General features: G+C 55.9%; 16 protein-coding genes. 2 read left to right on the top strand and 14 right to left on the bottom strand.

Annotated elements, in window-relative coordinates; translation table 11 throughout:
• Window positions 1-121: 121 nt before the first annotated feature.
• The 10 genes from VXJ35_RS09045 to pgaB all read right to left on the bottom strand — a co-directional run bounded on the left by VXJ35_RS09045 (window position 122) and on the right by pgaB (window position 10,638).
• A complete protein-coding gene (locus VXJ35_RS09045) occupies window positions 122-1,057 on the bottom strand; it encodes a glycosyltransferase family 2 protein (protein WP_064021337.1) in 936 nt (311 codons plus the stop codon).
• A complete protein-coding gene (locus VXJ35_RS09040) occupies window positions 1,054-2,295 on the bottom strand; it encodes a glycosyltransferase (protein ID WP_064021336.1) in 1,242 nt (413 codons plus the stop codon). The genes VXJ35_RS09045 and VXJ35_RS09040 overlap by 4 nt, the downstream gene beginning before the upstream one ends.
• Before the next feature lie 14 nt (window positions 2,296-2,309).
• The gene (locus VXJ35_RS09035) at window positions 2,310-3,437 is read right to left on the bottom strand and encodes a sodium ion-translocating decarboxylase subunit beta (protein ID WP_064021335.1); all 1,128 of its coding nucleotides are present in this window, start codon (window positions 3,435-3,437) and stop codon (window positions 2,310-2,312) included.
• A 115-nt stretch (window positions 3,438-3,552) separates the two neighbouring features.
• Window positions 3,553-5,349, bottom strand: coding sequence for a sodium-extruding oxaloacetate decarboxylase subunit alpha (gene oadA / locus VXJ35_RS09030; RefSeq protein ID WP_064021334.1), 1,797 nt, complete (start codon window positions 5,347-5,349; stop codon window positions 3,553-3,555).
• A gap of 55 nt (window positions 5,350-5,404) precedes the next feature.
• Complete coding sequence (locus VXJ35_RS09025) at window positions 5,405-5,644, bottom strand: OadG family protein (protein ID WP_054759093.1); 240 nt, start codon at window positions 5,642-5,644, stop codon at window positions 5,405-5,407.
• Between the two features lie 208 nt (window positions 5,645-5,852).
• On the bottom strand, window positions 5,853-6,320 hold the full coding sequence (locus VXJ35_RS09020; RefSeq protein WP_064021333.1) for a peroxiredoxin: 468 nt from the start codon (window positions 6,318-6,320) through the stop codon (window positions 5,853-5,855).
• A gap of 4 nt (window positions 6,321-6,324) precedes the next feature.
• A complete protein-coding gene (locus tag VXJ35_RS09015; RefSeq protein ID WP_054759098.1) occupies window positions 6,325-6,849 on the bottom strand; it encodes a glycine cleavage system protein R in 525 nt (174 codons plus the stop codon).
• Window positions 6,850-6,927: 78 nt separating this feature from the next.
• Window positions 6,928-7,365 (bottom strand): poly-beta-1,6-N-acetyl-D-glucosamine biosynthesis protein PgaD, encoded by a 438-nt coding sequence (gene pgaD / locus VXJ35_RS09010; RefSeq protein ID WP_064021332.1) that lies wholly within the window; start codon window positions 7,363-7,365, stop codon window positions 6,928-6,930.
• Window positions 7,362-8,708, bottom strand: a complete 1,347-nt coding sequence (pgaC, locus tag VXJ35_RS09005) for a poly-beta-1,6-N-acetyl-D-glucosamine synthase (protein ID WP_082880862.1) — start codon at window positions 8,706-8,708, stop codon at window positions 7,362-7,364. Before pgaC ends, pgaD begins: the two co-directional genes overlap by 4 nt.
• Before the next feature lie 7 nt (window positions 8,709-8,715).
• Complete coding sequence (gene pgaB / locus VXJ35_RS09000; protein WP_064021331.1) at window positions 8,716-10,638, bottom strand: poly-beta-1,6-N-acetyl-D-glucosamine N-deacetylase PgaB; 1,923 nt, start codon at window positions 10,636-10,638, stop codon at window positions 8,716-8,718.
• Window positions 10,639-10,937: 299 nt separating this feature from the next.
• Here pgaB and VXJ35_RS08995 point away from each other — a divergent pair, with 299 nt between their 5' ends.
• Both VXJ35_RS08995 and mepA read left to right on the top strand, forming a co-directional pair.
• Window positions 10,938-12,560, top strand: a complete 1,623-nt coding sequence (locus VXJ35_RS08995; RefSeq protein ID WP_064021330.1) for a SulP family inorganic anion transporter — start codon at window positions 10,938-10,940, stop codon at window positions 12,558-12,560.
• Window positions 12,561-12,776: 216 nt separating this feature from the next.
• Window positions 12,777-13,655, top strand: a complete 879-nt coding sequence (gene mepA / locus VXJ35_RS08990; RefSeq protein ID WP_082881079.1) for a penicillin-insensitive murein endopeptidase — start codon at window positions 12,777-12,779, stop codon at window positions 13,653-13,655.
• Window positions 13,656-13,696: 41 nt separating this feature from the next.
• Here mepA and VXJ35_RS08985 read toward each other — a convergent pair whose 3' ends face one another.
• From VXJ35_RS08985 to greB, 4 genes are all read right to left on the bottom strand, one after another.
• Window positions 13,697-17,290, bottom strand: coding sequence for a bifunctional diguanylate cyclase/phosphodiesterase (locus VXJ35_RS08985; protein ID WP_157198127.1), 3,594 nt, complete (start codon window positions 17,288-17,290; stop codon window positions 13,697-13,699).
• The gene (locus VXJ35_RS08980) at window positions 17,287-18,291 is read right to left on the bottom strand and encodes an ABC transporter substrate-binding protein (RefSeq protein ID WP_064021329.1); all 1,005 of its coding nucleotides are present in this window, start codon (window positions 18,289-18,291) and stop codon (window positions 17,287-17,289) included. Before VXJ35_RS08980 ends, VXJ35_RS08985 begins: the two co-directional genes overlap by 4 nt.
• A 351-nt stretch (window positions 18,292-18,642) precedes the next feature.
• A complete protein-coding gene (locus VXJ35_RS08975) occupies window positions 18,643-19,119 on the bottom strand; it encodes a peptidylprolyl isomerase (protein ID WP_054759111.1) in 477 nt (158 codons plus the stop codon).
• A gap of 58 nt (window positions 19,120-19,177) precedes the next feature.
• Window positions 19,178-19,651 carry a transcription elongation factor GreB gene (greB, locus tag VXJ35_RS08970; RefSeq protein WP_054759113.1) on the bottom strand — a complete coding sequence of 158 codons (474 nt, stop codon included), beginning with the start codon at window positions 19,649-19,651 and terminating at the stop codon, window positions 19,178-19,180.
• Between the last annotated feature and the right edge of the window lie 27 nt (window positions 19,652-19,678).

Here is a 19,678-nt window from a genome sequence, read left to right as displayed (position 1 = left end):
AGGCCCGATCCATCTGAATTAGTGACCAGAACATGGTTTTTCACCAACCTGTTATGGGTAATCAGGTAAGATTTTAAGTTTTTATAACATAAAAACCTGTATAGACACCAAACTCCAACCATCAATCCCCAGACAAAAGTCCATCACGAATCCCATTTATAATACTACATCTTTGATTTCTCCTATCTCTATCAAAAGTCGAAAAATAAAAAAAAGTAAATATAATCTTTAATGCCGCATTAACCCCCCATAAAATGGGCGTATATTTTGATTTAGATAGTCGAATCGCGTTCCGTACTATCGTATAGTGGCGTTCCGGGGATCTACGCGGCATGTACATCCAGCCGAATAACCAATAACGACACACACTGTCTCCCATATAGTGTATAAGATGACGCTTACTACACAACCCATAGCATTTAAGACCTAAATATCTGGCTCTCATATACCAGTCTGTTTCCACGTGATCTATAAAAAAATCTTCGCGAAAAGGACCTACAGCTTCCCAGTGCCTCAAAAAAATAAGACTGCCTGACGAATTAAGAAATTCACATTTAATGAGATTTTCGCCGTTACTTCCACACCCAACTTTTTTCCAAACACCCCATTTAAGCGAGGCAAACTTGACATAACTATTTGATCTCGGGTCATACAAGCGTGGACCGATCGCAACCGTTTGCGGCTCAATCTTCGAAAGCATATTTGCTGCGTCTAACACTTCCTCAAGCAAACCATCCTGAGGAATACTATCTTGATCTAACAAAAGCGCATATTTATGATTATCCTCCATCGCTTGATTGACGCCGATATTTAACGCTTTCGCAATACCATAGTTTTTTTCCAAACAAATCAATTTAATCTTATCAGAATACCGCTTAGACAACTCCCTTACATAACTAGTCGAATCATTGGAATGCCAATTGTCAATAATATAAATTGATACAGCCGACTTCAACAATTGTAAAATCATGGAATAAAATATATTCCTATCTGGATTGTATGTAACTATTACGCAAGCTATCTCAGCTTCGATACTTTCTTTAACTTCAAAACTCATTTGTCTCGTACCGAATTTGACTCTCCGTATAAATTAATGAATTTATCAGATATTGTTAGCCAGTCATAATCTTGTGCGGCTTTGAATGCCTTTTTGCCCAAGGTCTCTCGTAATTTCTTATCGTTAAGTAGTTGTTCAATGGCGGCGACAATTTCACTAGGTTTTCCTGGATTTATCAGGAGTCCAGTTTCTCCATGAGCTATGACAGAGCTAATTCCGCCCACATTAGTTGTAATTATCGGTAAGCGGCTTGCCATCGCTTCCAAGAGCATTACTCCTTGACCTTCAGTGTCACCTTGCTTATCGGTAATGGATGGAGCGATGAAAATATCGGCAGCAGCGTAATATTCAGGTAATTGCTGGTTTGGTATACGTCCCCAAAAACGGATCGGATTTGCAGTTTGAATGCCCATTGCCAAAGTTTCGAGTTTTTTACGTTCAGTTCCATCGCCAATAATCCATAACTCGGTTTGTTCCCGTAATATCTCTGAAAGCAAGGCGTAGGCTTTTAATAAATCCACCACACCTTTTTTTTCAACCAAACGCCCGACGAACAATAATATTAGCTTTTGCGAATCCCGCCCATTAAGCAACGCGTTGCCGTTACCGGCGGCAAACTTTTTGCAGTCGATACCCATCGGAATGATATGCGATTTTGGCAAATCGGACCCAACGGCAGCGGCTGTCGCCTTTGTATTGCTGGTCCACACCTCGCAATTTTTGATTGTCCAACGTTTGATGCTTCCAAGCAGACTTCCCTTTAGCGCAAATGCATCCCCTCCATGAGCGGTAACAATCACGGGAGTTTTGAACAATTTGCCTAACACTACAGCCACCGTGCCCTGCGGAAAAATCCAGTGAGCGTGTATCAATGATGGCTGCTGAACCAGCATAATCCACGCCGCAGTAATAAACATGGATAGAATGAAAAAAGGGATCTGAAATAGCAACCATGGCGCGGCATGCAAGTTGGGTAAAATCCCGGAACCGTAGGCTAACATTTGCCGTTTACGCGGCCAAAAATAGCGAAAATGGTGAAGGACTATACCGTTGGGCTGCGTAGTTGTTTGAACATCCGGATGATCCGGAGAAAGGATCTGCAGATTAATTTTTTGTTTTACCAATGCTTCGGCTAAATAGCGCAGGAAAACCGATGCACTGTCGTCTTTACTGCGAGGATAACTTGATGTGAGCCAAAGTACCTTAATCGGCTGGTCCTTGGCTGACTGAGCACTCATACAGAGTTTTGGCGCTAATGCACCAAACTCAACAACACCCCTGCCGCTACCGCCGAGCCGATCACGCCGGCTACGTTCGGTCCCATCGCGTGCATCAACAGGAAGTTGTGCGGATTGCTTTCCAGACCGATTTTGTTGGCGACGCGAGCCGCCATCGGTACCGCGGAAACCCCCGCCGCACCGATTAACGGGTTGATCGGCGTCGAGCTGAACCGGTTCATGATTTTAGCCATGATGACGCCGCTGGCAGTACCGATGGCGAATGCGACCGCACCAAGGCCGAGAATACCCAAGGTTTGCACTTTCAAAAACGCCTCGGCGCTAAGTTTGGATCCGACCGACAACCCGAGAAATATGGTGACGATGTTGATCAACTCGTTCTGCGCGGTCTTGCTTAAACGATCCACCACCCCGGTCGCATTCATCAAGTTACCCAGGCAAAACATACCGACCAGCGGCGCCGCCGATGGCAATAATAACGCAGTCAACATCAACAGCATCAACGGAAATACCACTTTCTCGGCCTTGCCGACTGTCCGCAGTTGCTGCATCTCAATGCGACGCTCGTCCTCGCTGGTCAACGCCCGCATGATCGGTGGCTGGATCAGTGGCACCAGCGCCATATAAGAATACGCAGCGACGGCAATGGCACCCAATAATTCGGGCGCCAGCTTGGAGGCGACGTAAATCGCGGTCGGGCCGTCGGCACCGCCGATGATCGCAATCGCCGCCGCTTCTTTCAAGCTGAACGCCATGCCCGGCACGGCATTCAAGGCCAGCGCGCCGAACAGCGTGGCGAAGATGCCGAATTGGGCGGCTGCACCGAGAAACAGCGTTTTCGGATTGGCCAGCATAGGCCCGAAATCGGTCATCGCCCCGACGCCCATGAAAATCAACAACGGAAATACGCCGGCCTTGATGCCGCCATACATGTAATAAAGGATGCCGCCTTCGTCTATCATCCCGGCAACCGGAATATTGCTCAGTACGGCGCCGAAACCGATAGGCAACAACAATAGCGGCTCGAAGCCTTTTCTGATCGCCAGATACAACAACACAAACCCGACCGCCATCATGATGATTTGCGGCTGGGTAATGTTGTAAATACCGGTGCTTTCCCACAATAGTCTGAGATTTTCCATGGCTTGATTTATTCGATTGGGTTGGCTGGCAACAAGGCTAAGGCATGCGGTCGAGTTTAGTTTGGCTATCCGGCTACCGCGCTGGGGCAACCGGAGCAAACCAACTATGAGGCGGTTACAACGTGACCAGAACGTCGCCTACCGCAACTGAATCGCCTTGGCGCACGTTGACCGCGCTGACGATACCGGCGACTTTGGCCCGAATCTCGGTTTCCATTTTCATCGCTTCCATGATTAACACGACGTCGCCTTCGGAAAGATGGGAACCGACGTTGACGTTCACTTTCAATACTACGCCGGCCAATGGCGATTCGACCACGCCGCTGCCGCTGACGATGGGGGCTGTCGAAGCCAGCATCGGACCGTTTTCCGATGCCGAGGACGGTTCCACCACTATTTCGCCGTTGCCCGGCGCGATTGCGACGTGGTAATTTTTGCCGTCCACATTCACGGTGTAGGTTTCGGCCTCGACCGCGGTTTTAACGGCAGCCGGTACCGAAACGGGGGCGGGTTCCAGACCCGGTGCCGGCTCGAATGAGGCAGGATTGCCCCGGTTTTGGATGAATTTCCAACCCACTTGCGCGAACAGCCCGTCGATCAGCGCGTCTTCTTCAACGTTATCGGCCAGCTTGACGCCGTCGGCCTGGGCTTTGGCCTGGACTTCGGCCACCAATTTGCTCATTTCCGGCTCCAACAAATCCGCCGGACGGCAACTGATAGGCTCGGCACCGTTCAATACTCGCGCCTGTAATTCTTTATCGACAGGTGCCGGAGTTGCGCCGTACTCGCCGCGCAGCACGCCGGCAGTCTCTTTGCTGATCGTTTTGTAACGCTCGCCGGCCAAAACATTCAATACCGCCTGGGTACCGACAATTTGCGACGTCGGCGTCACCAGCGGGATGTAGCCCAAGTCTTTGCGCACCAATGGAATTTCCTGCAGTACCGCGTCGAAACGGTCGGCCGCACCCTGCTCCTTCAATTGGCTTTCCATATTGGTCAGCATTCCGCCCGGTACTTGCGATACCAAGATCCGGCTATCCACGCCTTTCAAGCTACCTTCGAACTGCGCATATTTCTTCCGCACCTCGCGAAAATAAGCGGCGACTTTCTCCAGTCTGGCCAAATCCAGACCGGTATCGCGCTTTTGGCCGGCCAATGCCGCGACGATGGTTTCGGTCGGGGTGTGGCCGTAAGTCATACTCAACGAAGAGATCGCGGTATCGATATTATCGACGCCGGCTTCGATGGCTTTGATACAAGTAGCAACGCTCAAGCCGGTGGTGGCATGGCAATGCAGATGGACCGGAATCGCGACAGCCTTCTTCAATTTACCGATCAGATCGTAGGCGTCGTAAGGGGTCAGCAAGCCGGCCATGTCTTTGATGCAGATCGAATGCGCACCCAGGTCCTCAATCAGCTTGCCCTGCTCCACCCACTTCTTGGTGGTATGTACCGGGCTGGTAGTGTACGAAATGGTACCTTGGGCATGGGCATCGGTATTCAGCACCGCCTTGATGGCTCTTTCGATATTGCGCATATCGTTCATCGCATCGAAAATTCGGAATACGTCAATACCGTTGACCACGCAACGCTCGACGAATTTGTCGACCACGTCGTCGGCGTAATGGCGGTAACCCAGGATATTTTGGCCGCGGAACAGCATTTGCTGCGGCGTGTTGGGCATGGCTTTCTTCAGCAAGCGCAATCTTTCCCACGGGTCCTCGCCCAAATAGCGAATGCAAGCGTCGAAGGTCGCGCCACCCCAGGATTCGATAGACCAATAACCGATCTGGTCGAGTTGCCCGCAAATCGGCAACATGTCTTCGATACGCAGCCTGGTCGCCAGAATTGACTGATGGGCGTCGCGTAATACCACCTCAGTAATTCCCAGGGGCTTGTTTACCTTTTCCACTCTTTACTCTCCTAATGACTTTTTTGGGTCGTACCAGACCTTACCTTGTGGGTAACTATCCGTTTTTATGCTTTTTGCGGTATTGCAGAACTGCGGCGGTTATCGCGGCAACCACCGCTTTATCGTTACCGGCGACGACCGGCTGCTCGGGAAATTTGGACGGGACTTCGGGAAAATAGCGCCGGACCAGGTTGCTCATGGTATTGATCGCAACCACCAGCATAGCCAAAAAAGCGTAAACCATCCCCATGCCGATTAGCATTAATTCAATACCCGAAGACAGCATTTCGTTCATAATCGTCGTCCAAATGATTAATTAGCCTGGGCATTATCGCCCAAATAAGCAGGACTTCACAATCCTGAGCGGAATGAAGGGTTTAAGGCCGCAGTATCGAAAAGTAAAAAACCGGCAGCACCTGCGTTAGGCAAAAAAGCCGGCTGCGACCGCCGCCCGTAGCGGAAAAAATCGCGGCGCTCGGGCCTGCAAGGCCCGGCAGCCGAGGTCAGAGCGCTTGCAGAAAATCCAGCACCTCAGCTACGTGGACTTTGACCTGCACCTTACGCCATTCTTTGGCGAGAACGCCGTTCTCGTCGATCAGAAACGTGCTGCGTTCGATCCCTTGCACCTGTTTGCCGTACATATTCTTCATTTTGATCACATCGAATAAACGGCACAGGTTTTCGTCCTGGTCGGATAGCAAATCGAACGGAAACGCTTGCTTGCATTTAAAGCCTTCATGGACTTTGACGCTGTCGCGCGATACCCCCAACACCACGACATTCAACGCTGCGAATCGGTCGATATTGTCGCGGAAGGCTTGGCCTTCCTGGGTGCAGCCCGGCGTATTGTCTTTGGGGTAAAAATAAAGCACGACTTTTTTGCCGCGATAATCGCTGAGCTTGACGGCTTTACCGCCGGTAGCGGCTACTTCGAAATCGGGAACGGTATCGCCGATGGCTATGGCTGTCATGAAATCACCTTTTAACAGGTTCGAGAATGGCGTCTATATTCAAGCTGTCGCAAAAATCCAGAAACTCTTCGCGCAAAGACAGAATCCGCACCGCTGGCGGCACCAACAGGATGAATTTGGTGGAAAATACCGAAGTATTGAAAAAAGCCGCGCTGTGACGGCTGGCGGAGACTTCCTCGATACAGATGCCCCGGTCCAATAGGAAGGAGGTCACGGCAAACAGGATGTCGTTCTTGTCGACGGAGATGGTTTCCAGCGTATACGGCACACCTTCGATCGCTTGCGGTTCCTGGCTCGGCCGCAGGAAGCTCATCTGGATTTCCAGGCGAATTTTAATCGCATCCAGCATGCCTTCCAGCTTGGCGATATGGTTCCAATTGCCGTCTATCAGCAGATAGGCGGCGGTAAGCTCGGTCAAATTGGAGGTACGCAGCTCCAGCACGTTACATTGGCAGGCGCTCAACGCCGACAAAATTTCCCCAAGAAAACCGTTGGACTTCTCGCCCAACACCGTAATCGCCAGTTGCATAATCCTAAGTCCTTAAGTACGCTCCATTCAGTTTAACACCAACCGCGCTAAAAACGCAGTTGCGAAATGGCAACCGCTTCAGTCGTGGCGAATGGCGGTGATCCCGGCTTGTTCGTCGAAATGAACCGTCAATTTTTTACCGGTCCGGGCTTGACGTAATCCGGCCAAGTCGACTTTAAACGCTACGGCCAGTTGCTGGTCGGTGACCGGCGCGGTGCGTTTCGGGGCGACGACGGCATGGCGCCAAGACAGCAACAAAGTCCAGCCCAGCCATAACAAAGCGATCGCCAGCACGATCTCGCCGTACAACGCCAATAACTCCAGTAAGGTCTTGTAACCGCCGAACCAGCGAATCTCGTCCGATAGGCTTTTCAGCCCCATCAGCCAGCCGGCCAATGTCAACAACGGCCACAAAAAATACAGCCACAGTAGCCAACTGACCAGCGCCATGAACGCCGAACCGCATTTCTGCTGAAAGCTTTGCAAATGCGGTTGGTTGATAATGATTTCTTTCATTTTTGCCGCAAGCCCCTGTCCAAAGTCACCCAAACCGCGCGCTGGCCGCGTTTTTTGCGCAGAGCCTTGATGCAGCCGTTGATGGTAGTGCCGACGTTGATCAACCAGTACACGATCGGATACCAGATCATCCAATAATAATGCTGGGCCGAGCCGCCGCTTTTCTTTTCGTAAACCGAGTCTATCGTCAGACTGACCGCAAACTGCACCAAACAGGTCACGCACAGCAACATGCTGGTCCAGTGCGGCGATAAATCTTCCAACGCTTCCTGCGGTTCGCTACTGAACCATTCCAGCGGCACCGAGGCCAACATCGCCACCACTAAAAACGCCCAGCTCAGGCTGATGCAGCATTCCAGATACAACGGCCACAAGCCGCGCGAGCGCCAACGCAACAGCGGCCGGAAATAGCGTAACAGCACTTCGACCCCGCCCTGCGCCCAGCGGCTACGTTGTTTCCATAAGCCGTTCAGCGTTTCCGGCATCAACACCCAGCACAGCGCATTCGGCTCGAAACGGATCGCCCACCCGGCCAGTTGCATTTTCCAACTGATATCGATGTCCTCGGTGACCATATCCGGGCTCCAGTAACCCACGTCGTGCAAAGCGGTTTTACGGAAACCGGCAATGACGCCGGATATCGTGAACACGTGACCGTAAGCGCGCTGGGCGCGTTTGATCATGCCGACGATGGCGGAAAACTCGCCGACCTGGATCTTGCCCAGCAACGTGGAACGGTTGCGGATGCGCGGATTGCCGGTCACGGCACCGACATGCGGATCTTCCAGAAAATGTTTGACGATCCACGCCGTTGCGTTCGGCGCCAACAACGCGTCGCCGTCGATGCCGATCAGAATCTCGCTATTCGCCAACAGTGCCGCGGTGCGCAAACCGACCGCCTTGCCTTGGTTGCTGGCCAGATTGACGACGCGGATTTGGCTGTGTCGGTCGGCCAGTTCGTGCAGGATTTCCAGCGTGTTGTCTTTACTGCCGTCGTTGACGGCGATAATTTCGTAGTTCGGATATTGCTGGTGCAACAAATATTCGATGGTTTCGCGAACGTTTTCGCCCTCGTTGTAACACGGGATCAGTATCGACACCGGCGGATATTCCGCCAGCACCGGCAAGTCCGACAACACGTTGCCGCGGTTACGTTCCCAGCGAATGTAATAGAGGATGCCGCCCAGCATCCAGACGTAAGCCATCAGCAACGGATAATAAAACACGAAGCGCGACAGCCACTCGTTCAATTGCCACCAGGGCACCTCTTCCAAGCGCTCCCGGCCGATCAGCCACAAGTCGATTAAATGCTGCATCCAAGGTTGCGAGAGTAGCTGTTCCATGTCCGGTTTAATCCTTGATTTCTACCGGAAAGTATTTCTTCAACTCGGCCAGCTTGGGTTGGTCGTGAAACACGTTATCCGGGTAATAGCCGATATGCTTGGCACCGAGTTTCTTCAGCAATTGGAACTGTTCGGTAAATATCGGCATCGGAATATCCTGCTGGGTTTTCCAGTTTACCGCCTGTAACTCGAATACCATTTTGTCCAGGGCTCCGGGAGTTTGCGCGGTTTTTTCGACCAATTCGGCCAGCCATTGCTTGGGGTTCTCCGCGTCCTCCATAAACGGCATCGCTTCCACCGCCACGTAGTCGTAATGTTTCAAGAATGTCGGCAAGGACTGCGCGTACCATTCTTCGCTGTAGGGCTTCAATAGCGGCAGCGAATAGAAATTGCGTGCGGTTTTGATATAAGGCCGGTAAAAGCGGACTTTATTGGTCAAATAGTCGGTGAACTGCCCCATCAGCTCGGTTTTATACTGGGCCCAGCGCAGGCGCAACTCGCTGGACGAATGAATCGCGTCGAATTCGGCCGGCAAGCCCCAGACTTTGTGGGTAAATTCCATCGCCAGCGGCGACACGTCCTCGAAGTCCGACAAGATACCGTCGTCGTGAAACAGGATGCCGTTGAAATCGCAAGATTTCGCCAGATCCTCGTAGATCTCGCCGACGAACTGGCGGGCCTCCGGATTGAACGGCGACAAACGGGTGTAGACGTGGCGGGACAACTGCGGCTCGCCGTCGCGCCATTCTTTGACGTACCATTTCAGCGGTACATCGGCTTTGTAGGCCATCATCGGCATCCAGGCGTAGACTTTGACATCGGCGCCCTTTCTCAGCCGCAGCGAAACGTAGTTGAACAAATCCCGCCGCATCGGCAGATGTCGGTTAGGAAAATACAACTTGTCGGCGTTGCCGTCGCCATCCGGATCGGAAAAAGCTTGCAGATAGACGGTATTGGCGCCGCTGGCCTTGATCCTCTCCACCACGGCGGACAGGTTTTTCTCGGTTTGCTCCTCGTCTTCGTCGTAGATATAGTCCATGTCGACATGGGCCACCCGCAACTCGCGGCCGGTGCGCAATTTGGTGACGATGGTGGCAAAGCGCTCGGCAGTAGGGTCGTCGGTCATGATCATGCGCTTCATCACCGCCGCGTCGGCCAGTGTGTTGGCGCCGTCGTTAAGGCCCATCGTCAACGGCATGCCGGCGTTTTTCGCCGCTTCCAACGCAATCGCGTTATATTCGCCGTAAGGCCAGACCATCACCCGCGGCCGCTTGCCCAGCATTTGCAGCAATTGCTCGGAGCTTTTCTCCAGTTCCTGAAAAATCCGCTTCCGGTACTCCTCGTCTTTTTCGTATTCCTCGTATTCGCTGCTGTAAAGCCGGGTCGTGATCGCGCTTTGTTCGTTGCCCTGCGGATTGGCGACGATGCCGTGGTGAGCGTTAAAGCTGTGCGAGGCGATTTCGACCAGGCCGCTGGCGGCAACCTCGCGAATCTGCGCCGGCGTCATCAACGGCTTGTTAGTACCCGCGTGGTTATGCTGTTCCAGCCAACTGCCGACCACGGCCAGCGTGGCCGGGTATTTGTACTTTTTCAGCAGCGGCATCGCCCGGGTATAAAAACTTTGGTAGCCGTCGTCGAAGGTCAGGATGACGGCTTTGTTCGGCAACGGCTTTTTGCCTTGCATCGCGTCGAGCAAATCCTGAATCGAAATGACGCGGTAGCCGTTGCTTTTCAACCAGGCAAAATGGTCGTTCAGATGCTCCTTATTCACCGCCATCCGGTCGAACGGCGGGACCCTTTCTTCCTCCTCCAAAATATCGTGGTAATTCAGCACGATAAAACTGGAACTCGCGGAATCGGCAGCCTGCAACGGCCCGGCAATCCAGCAGGCGATTACAAAAAATATCCCGGCAATAAGGCGCATGTTCATTAAAAGTTAAATTCAGCGGAAATTGAGAGTGGAAACGGCCGGCAGCGCGAGTCGCGCGGGCCTAAAATGGAGGGCGCATTTTACCCGAACGGTCTGTTTTAGCCCGTTTTTTATTTTTCGCCGCCGCCGACGCAACGGCAGCGGCCGTACTCGGCAAATCGGATTGGCTAAGCCGGCTTGGTTTCGGCGAAAACCGGTTATCATGCCGCCACTATCCGCCCAGCGCAGGTGCGACCGGTTGCAACCGCCGGACCGTATCGCAGCGGGGCTGGCTCGCAACCCTCTATTCCGGAGCACTCATGCCAAACCGAACTAACCCAGCAAATCTTTCCGGACACGGCTCCAGTGGCGAAAAACGGCTCGGCGACCTTTATGCCGGTTTCTCCGTGTTTCTGATTGCGCTGCCGTTGTGCCTCGGCATCGCCACGGCCTCCGGTTTTCCGCCGATGTCGGGCATCATTTCCGCAATCGTCGGCGGCCTGCTGGTGTCGCGCATCAACGGCTCCCAACTCACCGTAACCGGGCCGGCGGCCGGCTTGATCGTCGTGATATTCAATGCGGTGCAAGCCTTGGGCGACGGCGACGCCTGGGCCGGTTACCGTTATACGCTGGCTGCGATTGTCGTCGCCGGCCTGCTGCAAATTGTATTGGGCTATTTCAAAGCCGGCCGTCTGGCCGGTTTCTTTCCGGCCTCGGTAGCGCACGGCATGCTCGCCGCAATCGGCATCATCATCATCGTCAAGCAATTGCCGGTGATCGCCGGGTTGCAGCTACACGGCAACGGCTTGCCGGCGGCGATAGCGCAATTACCGCAGACCTTAACCTATTTCGTACCGACGACCGGATTGATCGGCCTGGCCGGCATCGTTACGTTGCTGGCCTGGCCTTATCTGCGGCATCCGCTGTTGCGCCGCATTCCGGCTCCCATCGTCGTGATCGGCATCGGCGTACTGATGGGCAAACTGTTCGGACTTGACCGTCCGCACCTGGAATACGCTTTCGTGTTGCCGTCCGGACTCGATTTCGCAGCCAATTTTCTGGTCGCGATTCCGGCCGGCCTGGCCGACAGCCTGCAATTGCCCGATTTCGGCAAACTGGCGAGTTGGCCGTTCTGGGAGAGCGTTATCGCCATTTGCCTGATCGGCAGCCTGGAAAGCCTGCTCAGCGCGGCGGCGGTCGACAAACTCGACCCGGCCCGGCGCTATTCCGACCTGAACCGGGAGCTGACGGCGATAGGCGTCGGCAACGCGGTGTCCGGCATGCTGGGCGGCTTGCCGATGATTGCCGAAATCGTCAGAAGCTCGGCCAATATCGATGCCGGCGCCCGCAGCAGTTGGGCCAATTTCTTTCACGGCGGCTTTTTGTTGCTATTCGTCGTGCTGTTCCCGCATTGGATCGCGGCGATACCGTTGGCATCGCTGGCGGCGCTGTTGGTCTACACCGGTTACCGCTTGGCCTCGCCCAAGGTGTTCGCCAAAAGCATGGATCTGGGCAAGGAGCAATTGGCCTTGTTCCTGATCACGATCGTCGCGATCCTGGCCGGCAATCTGCTGTCCGGCGTGCTGATCGGGATCGGCGCAAAAATACTGCTGCATTTGGGCCGGGGCGTACCGCTGGCCCAAATGCTCAGCCTGTCTTACCATCTGCGGGCGGACAGCGCCGACCAATGGACGGTCAAGGTCGACGGCTCCGCATTGTTTTCCAATTTTCTGGCCTTAAAAAGCCAATTGGCGACACTCGGCGACGGAAAAACCGTGATCTTCGATTTAAGCGGCGCCGAACTGATCGACCACACCGTGATGGAATTCATCGATAGTTACCGCACCGATTACACTGCCCGCGGCGGGCGTTGCGAAATCCGCGGTTTGGAAAATCTGCAAGCCCTGGGCGAGCACGCCTTGGCGGCCCGGAAACGTGCCTGAACCGAGCAGAAAATGCTGCACGTTACGTTACCTGATGTTGTCGTCCGAGCCAGAGCGGCCTGTCGCCTGGCGAAGCGCGGCAATCCCGACCACAATCGGACCATCGCTGCCGTGCAAAGGCGATCTCGGCCGATTTATCATGTAACGAAACGCCTCAGCGGGGCTTTGCTGCCGCACCGCGCCGAAAACGATATTCCCCACGTATTGATACCGCCCATGAAACGTCCAATTTTGCTCCGCTTCCGCTTTGGCCGCGTGTTGTTTTGCCTTGGCCTGCTCTTCCCGATTTACCCTGCCCAAGCCGGATCAGCCGCTGCCGCATGGGCGGCGGTTTCCGGCCCCAGCACCGATGCCGACGGCGGGCAAAGCATCGGTACCTATAACGGCGGCTGCATTGCCGGCGCGGCGACGCTGCCGCTGCAAGGCCCCGGTTACCAGGTCATGCGCCTGTCGCGCAAACGCTATTACGGCCACCCGGCGTTGATCGGCTTCATCCAGCAGCTTGGTCTGGCGGCCGAGCGGGAACGCCTCGGTTCCTTACTGGTCGGCGATCTCGGCCAACCCCGCGGCGGCCCGACACCGAGCGGACACCGCAGCCATCAAACCGGCCTGGACGTCGACATCTGGTTTTTGCTGCTGCAGCCGGCCGAAACCCGCATCTTGAGCGAGGCGGAACGGGAAACCTGGAATGCACCCTCCGTGGTCGACAGCCGCGCCGATGCGGTCGATCGCCGGCAATGGACCGCAGCGCACGCCAGAATATTGGAAGCCGCGGCCCGGCAGCCGGAAGTGGACCGGATATTCGTCAACCCCAGCATCAAACAGGAGCTGTGCAACCGCAAATCGGCCGGCGCGTCCGATTGGCTGCGCAAAATCCGGCCGTGGTGGAAGCACGACGACCATTTCCACGTCCGCTTGAAATGTCCGCCGCATAACGGCCTGTGCCAAGCGCAAGAACCGCTGCCGGCCGGAGACGGTTGCGACGCCAGCCTGGCCTGGTGGTTTTCCGACGAAGCCAAGGCACCCGCCAAAAGCGCGCCGCAACCGGCGCCACCGTTACCGGTACAATGCGAACGCTTGCTGCGGCAGCCATGAGCCTGCCACCGGCCAGATCGGGGCATCCGGGATCCTTTCCGCTAAGCCGGGCGAGAACCGGCCAGCAGTTCCAGCAATTGCGGCCCGGCCATCGGTTCGTTGAACAGGTATCCCTGCGCGTAATCGCAACCGGCCGCGATCAGCCAGTCGCGTTGCTGTGCGGTCTCCACGCCTTCGGCCACCACTTTCAAGCCTAACTTGTGCGCCATGACGATGATCGCTTCGCACAAAGCCTCGTCCTGGGATTGCGGACTTAAGTTATTGATAAAGCTGCGGTCGATTTTGATGTAATCGATATCGAATTTTTTGATGTAGGACAGCGACGAATAACCGGTGCCGAAATCGTCGATCGCCACTTGCACGCCGGCGTCGCGAAAATCCAGCAAGCGGGCTTTGGTCAGTGTTTGCGCATCCAGCAGCAGGCCTTCGGTAATCTCGACCACCACGGCTGCGCCGTCCAACTCCAAACTCTTCAAGTAATTGAGCCAGCCGAAATCGGCGTCGGAACGCGGCCGGAATTGCACCGGCGATTTATTCACGCTGATCTGAAAATCGGCCCGGTAACGTTCGCGCAACAATTTGGCCTGCTGCGCCGCTTGGCGGAACACCCAGTCGCCGATCTCGTGGATCAAGCCGCTTTCTTCCGCCAGCGGGATGAACTGGGCCGGGCTGACCATGCCACGTTGCGGGTGCCGCCAACGCAGCAAGGCTTCGGCTTTACTGATCGCGCCGTCCGGCAATTCGACAATCGGCTGGTAATACACCTCGAGCTGGCAATTGGCCAGCGCACTGCGCAAATCGGTCACCATAGCCAGCCGGAATTGCGCGGTTTGCTGCATAGACGCCGTGAAAAAGCTGTAGCCGTTTCGCCCTCTTTCCTTGGCGGCGTACATGGCTTGGTCGGCGTTTTTGATCAATTGCTCCTGATCCAGGGAATCGTTGGGATACAGCGTGATGCCGATGCTGGCGGTGACGTAGTTCAATTCGCCGTTCAGCGGAAAAGGTTCGGCCATTTTGCGCAAAATGTTCTGGGCGACGCGTTCCGCACTTTCGCCGTTTTCCAAATCGGGCAGGATAATGGTGAATTCGTCGCCGCCCAGGCGGGAGACGGTATCGGTGTCGCGCACGCAACCGGCCAGACGCTCGGCGGCAATCTGCAGCAGGCTGTCGCCTTGGATATGCCCCAGAATATCGTTGATTTCCTTGAACCGATCCAAATCCAGAAACAACAGCGCCAGCACGCTGCCGTTGCGATGCGCTTTTCTAATCTCCCGCGCCAGACGGTCGAGAAACATGCGCCGGTTCGGTAACCCGGTCAACGCATCGAAATTGGCCTGCCGCCAAATCTGTTCTTCGGATAATTTTTTCTCGGTGATATCGGAAAACAGGCCGATGTAATGGCGGATGTCGCCGTTACTGCCCGGTAGCGTCGAAATACTCAACAGACCGGCGTGGAGTTCGCCGTTCTTTTTCCGGTTCCAGATTTCGCCGCGCCAATACCCCTGTTCGCGCACGCTTTGCCACATCTCGGCGAAAAATTCCGGGGGATGGCGGCCGGAACCCAACATACGCGGATTTTGGCCGACGGCCTCTGCCCGGGAATAACCGGTCATCGTAGAAAAAGCCGGATTGACATCGACGATGTTGCCGTCGACGCCGGTAATCATGATGGCTTCGTGCGCTTCCTGAAATACCCTGGCCGATAGCTCCAGCCGCTCCTCGGCTTTCTTGCGCTCGGAAATGTCGGTGCTGCAACCGTACCACTTCGCGATTGCGCCTTGGCTGTCGCGGTGCGGCACGGCGCGGGCCAGATGGTAGAAATACCGGCCGCTATGGTGGCGCAAACGCAATTCCGCTTCGTAGACACTGGCCGATTCCACGGCTTGCCGCCAACATGCCGATACCGCCGGCAAATCCTCGGGATGCACGTATTTCTGCCATCCGGCGCCGGCCAGTTGTTCGGCGCCGCAACCAAAATACTCGATGACCCAGTCGTTGGTGTAATCCAGCGCGCCATCGGCCGTCGCCGTCCAGACCATTTGCGGCAACAACTCGCTCAAGGCCCGGTAGCGCGCCTCGCTGTCGGCCAAACGCTGCTCGAAGCGTTTGCGTTCGGTAACGTCCCGGCTGATACCGACCACCCCCGAAGCTTGGCCGTCCGCCCCGAAAAACGGCGTTTTCACCGTGTCCAACAACACCCGTTCGCCGTCCGGGTAAGTGATCCATTCTTCGTGGCCGATGGAGCGGCCGGTTTGCAAGATTTGTATATCGTGCTGGCGAAAACCGGCGGCGGTCTCGTTGTCGAAACAATCGAAATCGGTCTTGCCGAGCAGTTCCGCTTCGGCTTTGCCGGCGTAGCGCGCGAACGCCTTGTTGCAGTCGAGATAGACGCTGTCGCGGTCTTTGAAGAAAATCAGGTCCGGCACCGCATCGATCAAGCTGCGCAGCAGAGCCTGCTCCTGTTGCAGCGATTCGCGCAGCGCGTATTCCTCGGTCACATCGCGAAACACCAGCACGACGCCGCATATTTCGCCGTTCTGGCGCCGAATCGGCGCCGCCGAATCGGCGATTTGGTATTCGGCGCCGCCTTTCGCGACCAGAACGGTATGGTTGGCCAGGCCCATGATGCAGCCGGTCGCCAGCACTTTGGCGACCGGCGCTTCGGTCGGCTGGCGGCTGTAGGCATTGATAATGTGAAACACCCGCTCCAACGGCAGGCCCGCGGCGTCCGCCAAGTGCCAGCCGGTCAATGTTTGGGCCACGTCGTTCATGAAATTGACCCGGCCTTGGGCATCGGTGGCGATCACCCCATCGCCGATCGAAAACAGCGTGACCGCCAGATTCTCCTTGCTTTCCGCCAGCTCGGCGATGGTAGCGGCCAATTCGGCCGCCATCCTATTCAAAGCGTCGCCTAGAATGGCCAACTCGCTGTTGCCGGCTAGCCGCGAGCGTACCCGGTAATCGCCGCCGGCGAAGCGCCCCACCACATCGACCAGATGCCGCAACGGCCGCTCCATCCATAGCGAAATCGCCGAGGCCATCGCAACCAGCAATAAAATGCCGATACCCCAGATCGGATACATCGAGCGCACCAGCAAATTCCAGCTTGCCGCCTTGCTGCGCGACAAATCGTAATTCAGCACCAGCAAGCCGATTTGGTTCGGCCGCAGCCTGCCGGGATCGGTGGCCATCGCCACCGCTTGGTAAGCCGTCAAACGCTGTCTGTCTGCGGAAAAATGGACCGCGGCCCGGCGCTCGCCGCGGAGCCGCTCGAATTCCGCCGGGCCGGGTTCGGTGGAAAGTTCGGCATAGTTGCGTCCGATCCATTCGAAACGGGTCGCCCGCAGCACTTTACCGCTGGCATCCAGCAACGCGGCACTGTCGATATGGCTGTCTACCGCCAGCTCGGCGATTTGTTCGGCGATCAGTTCCTGTTGGCCGTGCCGGTACAGGGTTTCGATATGCAACTCGGTGTCCGCCAACAAGCGGCGCACATCCTCCATCGCCTCGGTTTCGATGCCGAGCAACATCCGGTTATGCTGGTAAAACAGCGAAAACAGCAACAACAGGCCGAAACTGCCGATCACCAAGGCCGGCAACGCCCTACTCAAACGAAGCGTAACGATAGGCTTCACCGTTGCGGCTCCGCGACGAATTCGGCGGCGACGATATTAGCAGTAGCGACCGGATTCACGATCAAGCGATGCTGCAACATCAATTGCGCCAGCTCGGCGGCGACCCGGGTCAACTCCGGCGCGGCGCCGGCCAGCCACTCCCGGTTGGCGCTGCGGTCCGGCAATTTCAAGCCTTCGAATAACGGCAACACCCGATCCGCGGCAACGCCCAACCGCGGCGCCATGCGTTGCGCCGCATCGCTTGGGTTGGCCGAAAAATAAGCGAGCGCGGCAAAATGCGCAGCGACCAGACTCCGCAGCGCTTCTCTATGCGCCGCCAGCACGTCGGCGCGCACCACCAGCACGTCTAAAATGCGGCCGGGGATTTGCCGGCTGCTGAACAATTCGCGGGCACCGGCCGCCAATATCCGGCTGCGAAACGGTTCGAAGGTGACCACGGCATCGATACCGCCTTGTTGCCAGGCCGCCAAATGGTCGTTCACCGTCATCGGTGCAATGCTGACCTGGCCGATGTCCAATCCGGCGCTTTGCAAGGCCGCATCGAGCAACACCGCTCCGGTCGCGGTGTTTTCCACCCCGATCCGCTTCCCGCGCAAACCGGCCACGGTATCGATCCCGTCCCGCGCCAGCAATGTGTCTGCACCCTCGGAGCTATCCAGCACCAGCACCACGCGCAAATCGACACCGTCTTGCTGCATCGCGGCAATGGCTTCGTCCAGCGTTAACGCGGCCGCTTCGACGGCGCCATTCTGCAAAGCATGGGAAACCTGGCTGGCTGAGGTCATTTCCACCAGGCGTATCGGCGCCGAGCCGAACAAGCCCAAACTCCGGGCCAGGTACAAGGTTTCGTAACCGGGCCAGACGTTGGTGGCGACCCGCAATAGCGGTTGCGGAGCGGTCGCAACCCAGGAAAAAGCAGTGAGGTAAAACAGTGCGATTAAGCCGGCCAGCGTCAGTAACGGTCTTAGCTTTGCCGGCAGTGAGCGTTTAGCGGTAGGCATTAAACAACATCCGAGTATTCATTCCGAAAGGCAAAACATCCGGCCGGTTTAGGTTGGGCAGACCTCTGGGCTATGGCGTTAAGATAAGCCGCTCCCAGTGAGGCGTTGGAACTACGGCCGGCCGACCTTAGGTCCGCTGCGGCATGCCCGATAGCCAGTGCTATACAAGGCCTTAACCGACTAGCTTCGGCCTCCGGGCAGCTACGCTAACGGAAAGCCCGCAGCGCGCCGCATTGGCCATTGAAGCAACCATGGGCCGTTACGGTACAAGATTAGCGGCGACCGGCAGGATTTCAAATCGGGCGGCCCCGGACAGGCGGCCGGCCTGGGCAGGCCGGCGTTGCCGCACCATCAATGGTGGCAACCGGCGCCGTGGATGTGGCCGTGGGAGATTTCGTCGGCGCTGGCCGGGCGGACCTCGACCACTTCGACGTCGAAAGTCAACGCTTCGCCGGCTAAAGGATGGTTGCCGTCGACCGTGATGTCGTCGCCGTCGATTTCGGTGATGGTAATGATGCCGGGACCGTGGCTGACATCGGCATGAAATTGCATGCCGACCTCGAGATCCATGCCGTCGAACATTTTCCGGGAGACAACCTGGATCATGTCTTCGGAGACTTCGCCGTAGGCCTGGTCGGCGGGAATCGTCACATTGAATTTGTCGCCGGCCTGTTTGCCGGTCAGCGCCGCTTCCAAACCGGCGATGATATTGCCGGCGCCGTGCAGGTAAACCAGCGGAGCTTCGCCTCTGGAACTGTCCAACTGCTCGCCGCTGCCGTTGGTCAAGGTGTAATGGATGGAAACGGCGGTTTTGTCTGTGATTTGCATAAGGCGTCTTTACTGGTTAGAAAAGCCGACATGATAAAGCCTTTTACCGCGTATTGCGCTATTTCTGGTACTCGATCGCGTTGATGTACCAGGTGAACGTGCCGGCTTCGGTTTTGACCACGGCATCGTCGTCCACTTGTTTTTTTAACAAGGCCCGCGCCATCGGCGAATCGACCGAAATATAATCCTTGCGGTCGAAAATCTCGTCGTAGCCGGCAATGCGAAACCGCTTCTTTTCGCCGTCGTCGTTTTCGATCTCGACCCAGGCGCCGAAAAACACCCTGCCCTCCTGGTCCGGATGGTAGTCGACCACTTTCAACGTATCCAAGCGCTTTTGCAGGTAGCGCACCCGGCGGTCGATCTCGCGCAAACGCTTCTTGTTATATTGGTAGTCGGCATTTTCGCTGCGGTCGCCCAGGCTGGCAGCCCAGGTCACCAGTTTGGTCACCTCCGGCCGCTCCACCCGCCACAGATGATCCAGTTCCTGTTGTAATTTTTCGTAACCCTGCCGGGTAATCAAAGGTGTTGCCATAGTTTTGCCCGCCTCGTTTCGGGAAGT

The sequence above is a fragment of the Methylomonas sp. DH-1 genome (genome assembly GCF_046097555.1).
Classification (GTDB): domain Bacteria; phylum Pseudomonadota; class Gammaproteobacteria; order Methylococcales; family Methylomonadaceae; genus Methylomonas; species Methylomonas koyamae.
Note: the sequence above shows the minus strand (reverse complement) of the source record. Positions and strands in the feature narration are given on the sequence as shown.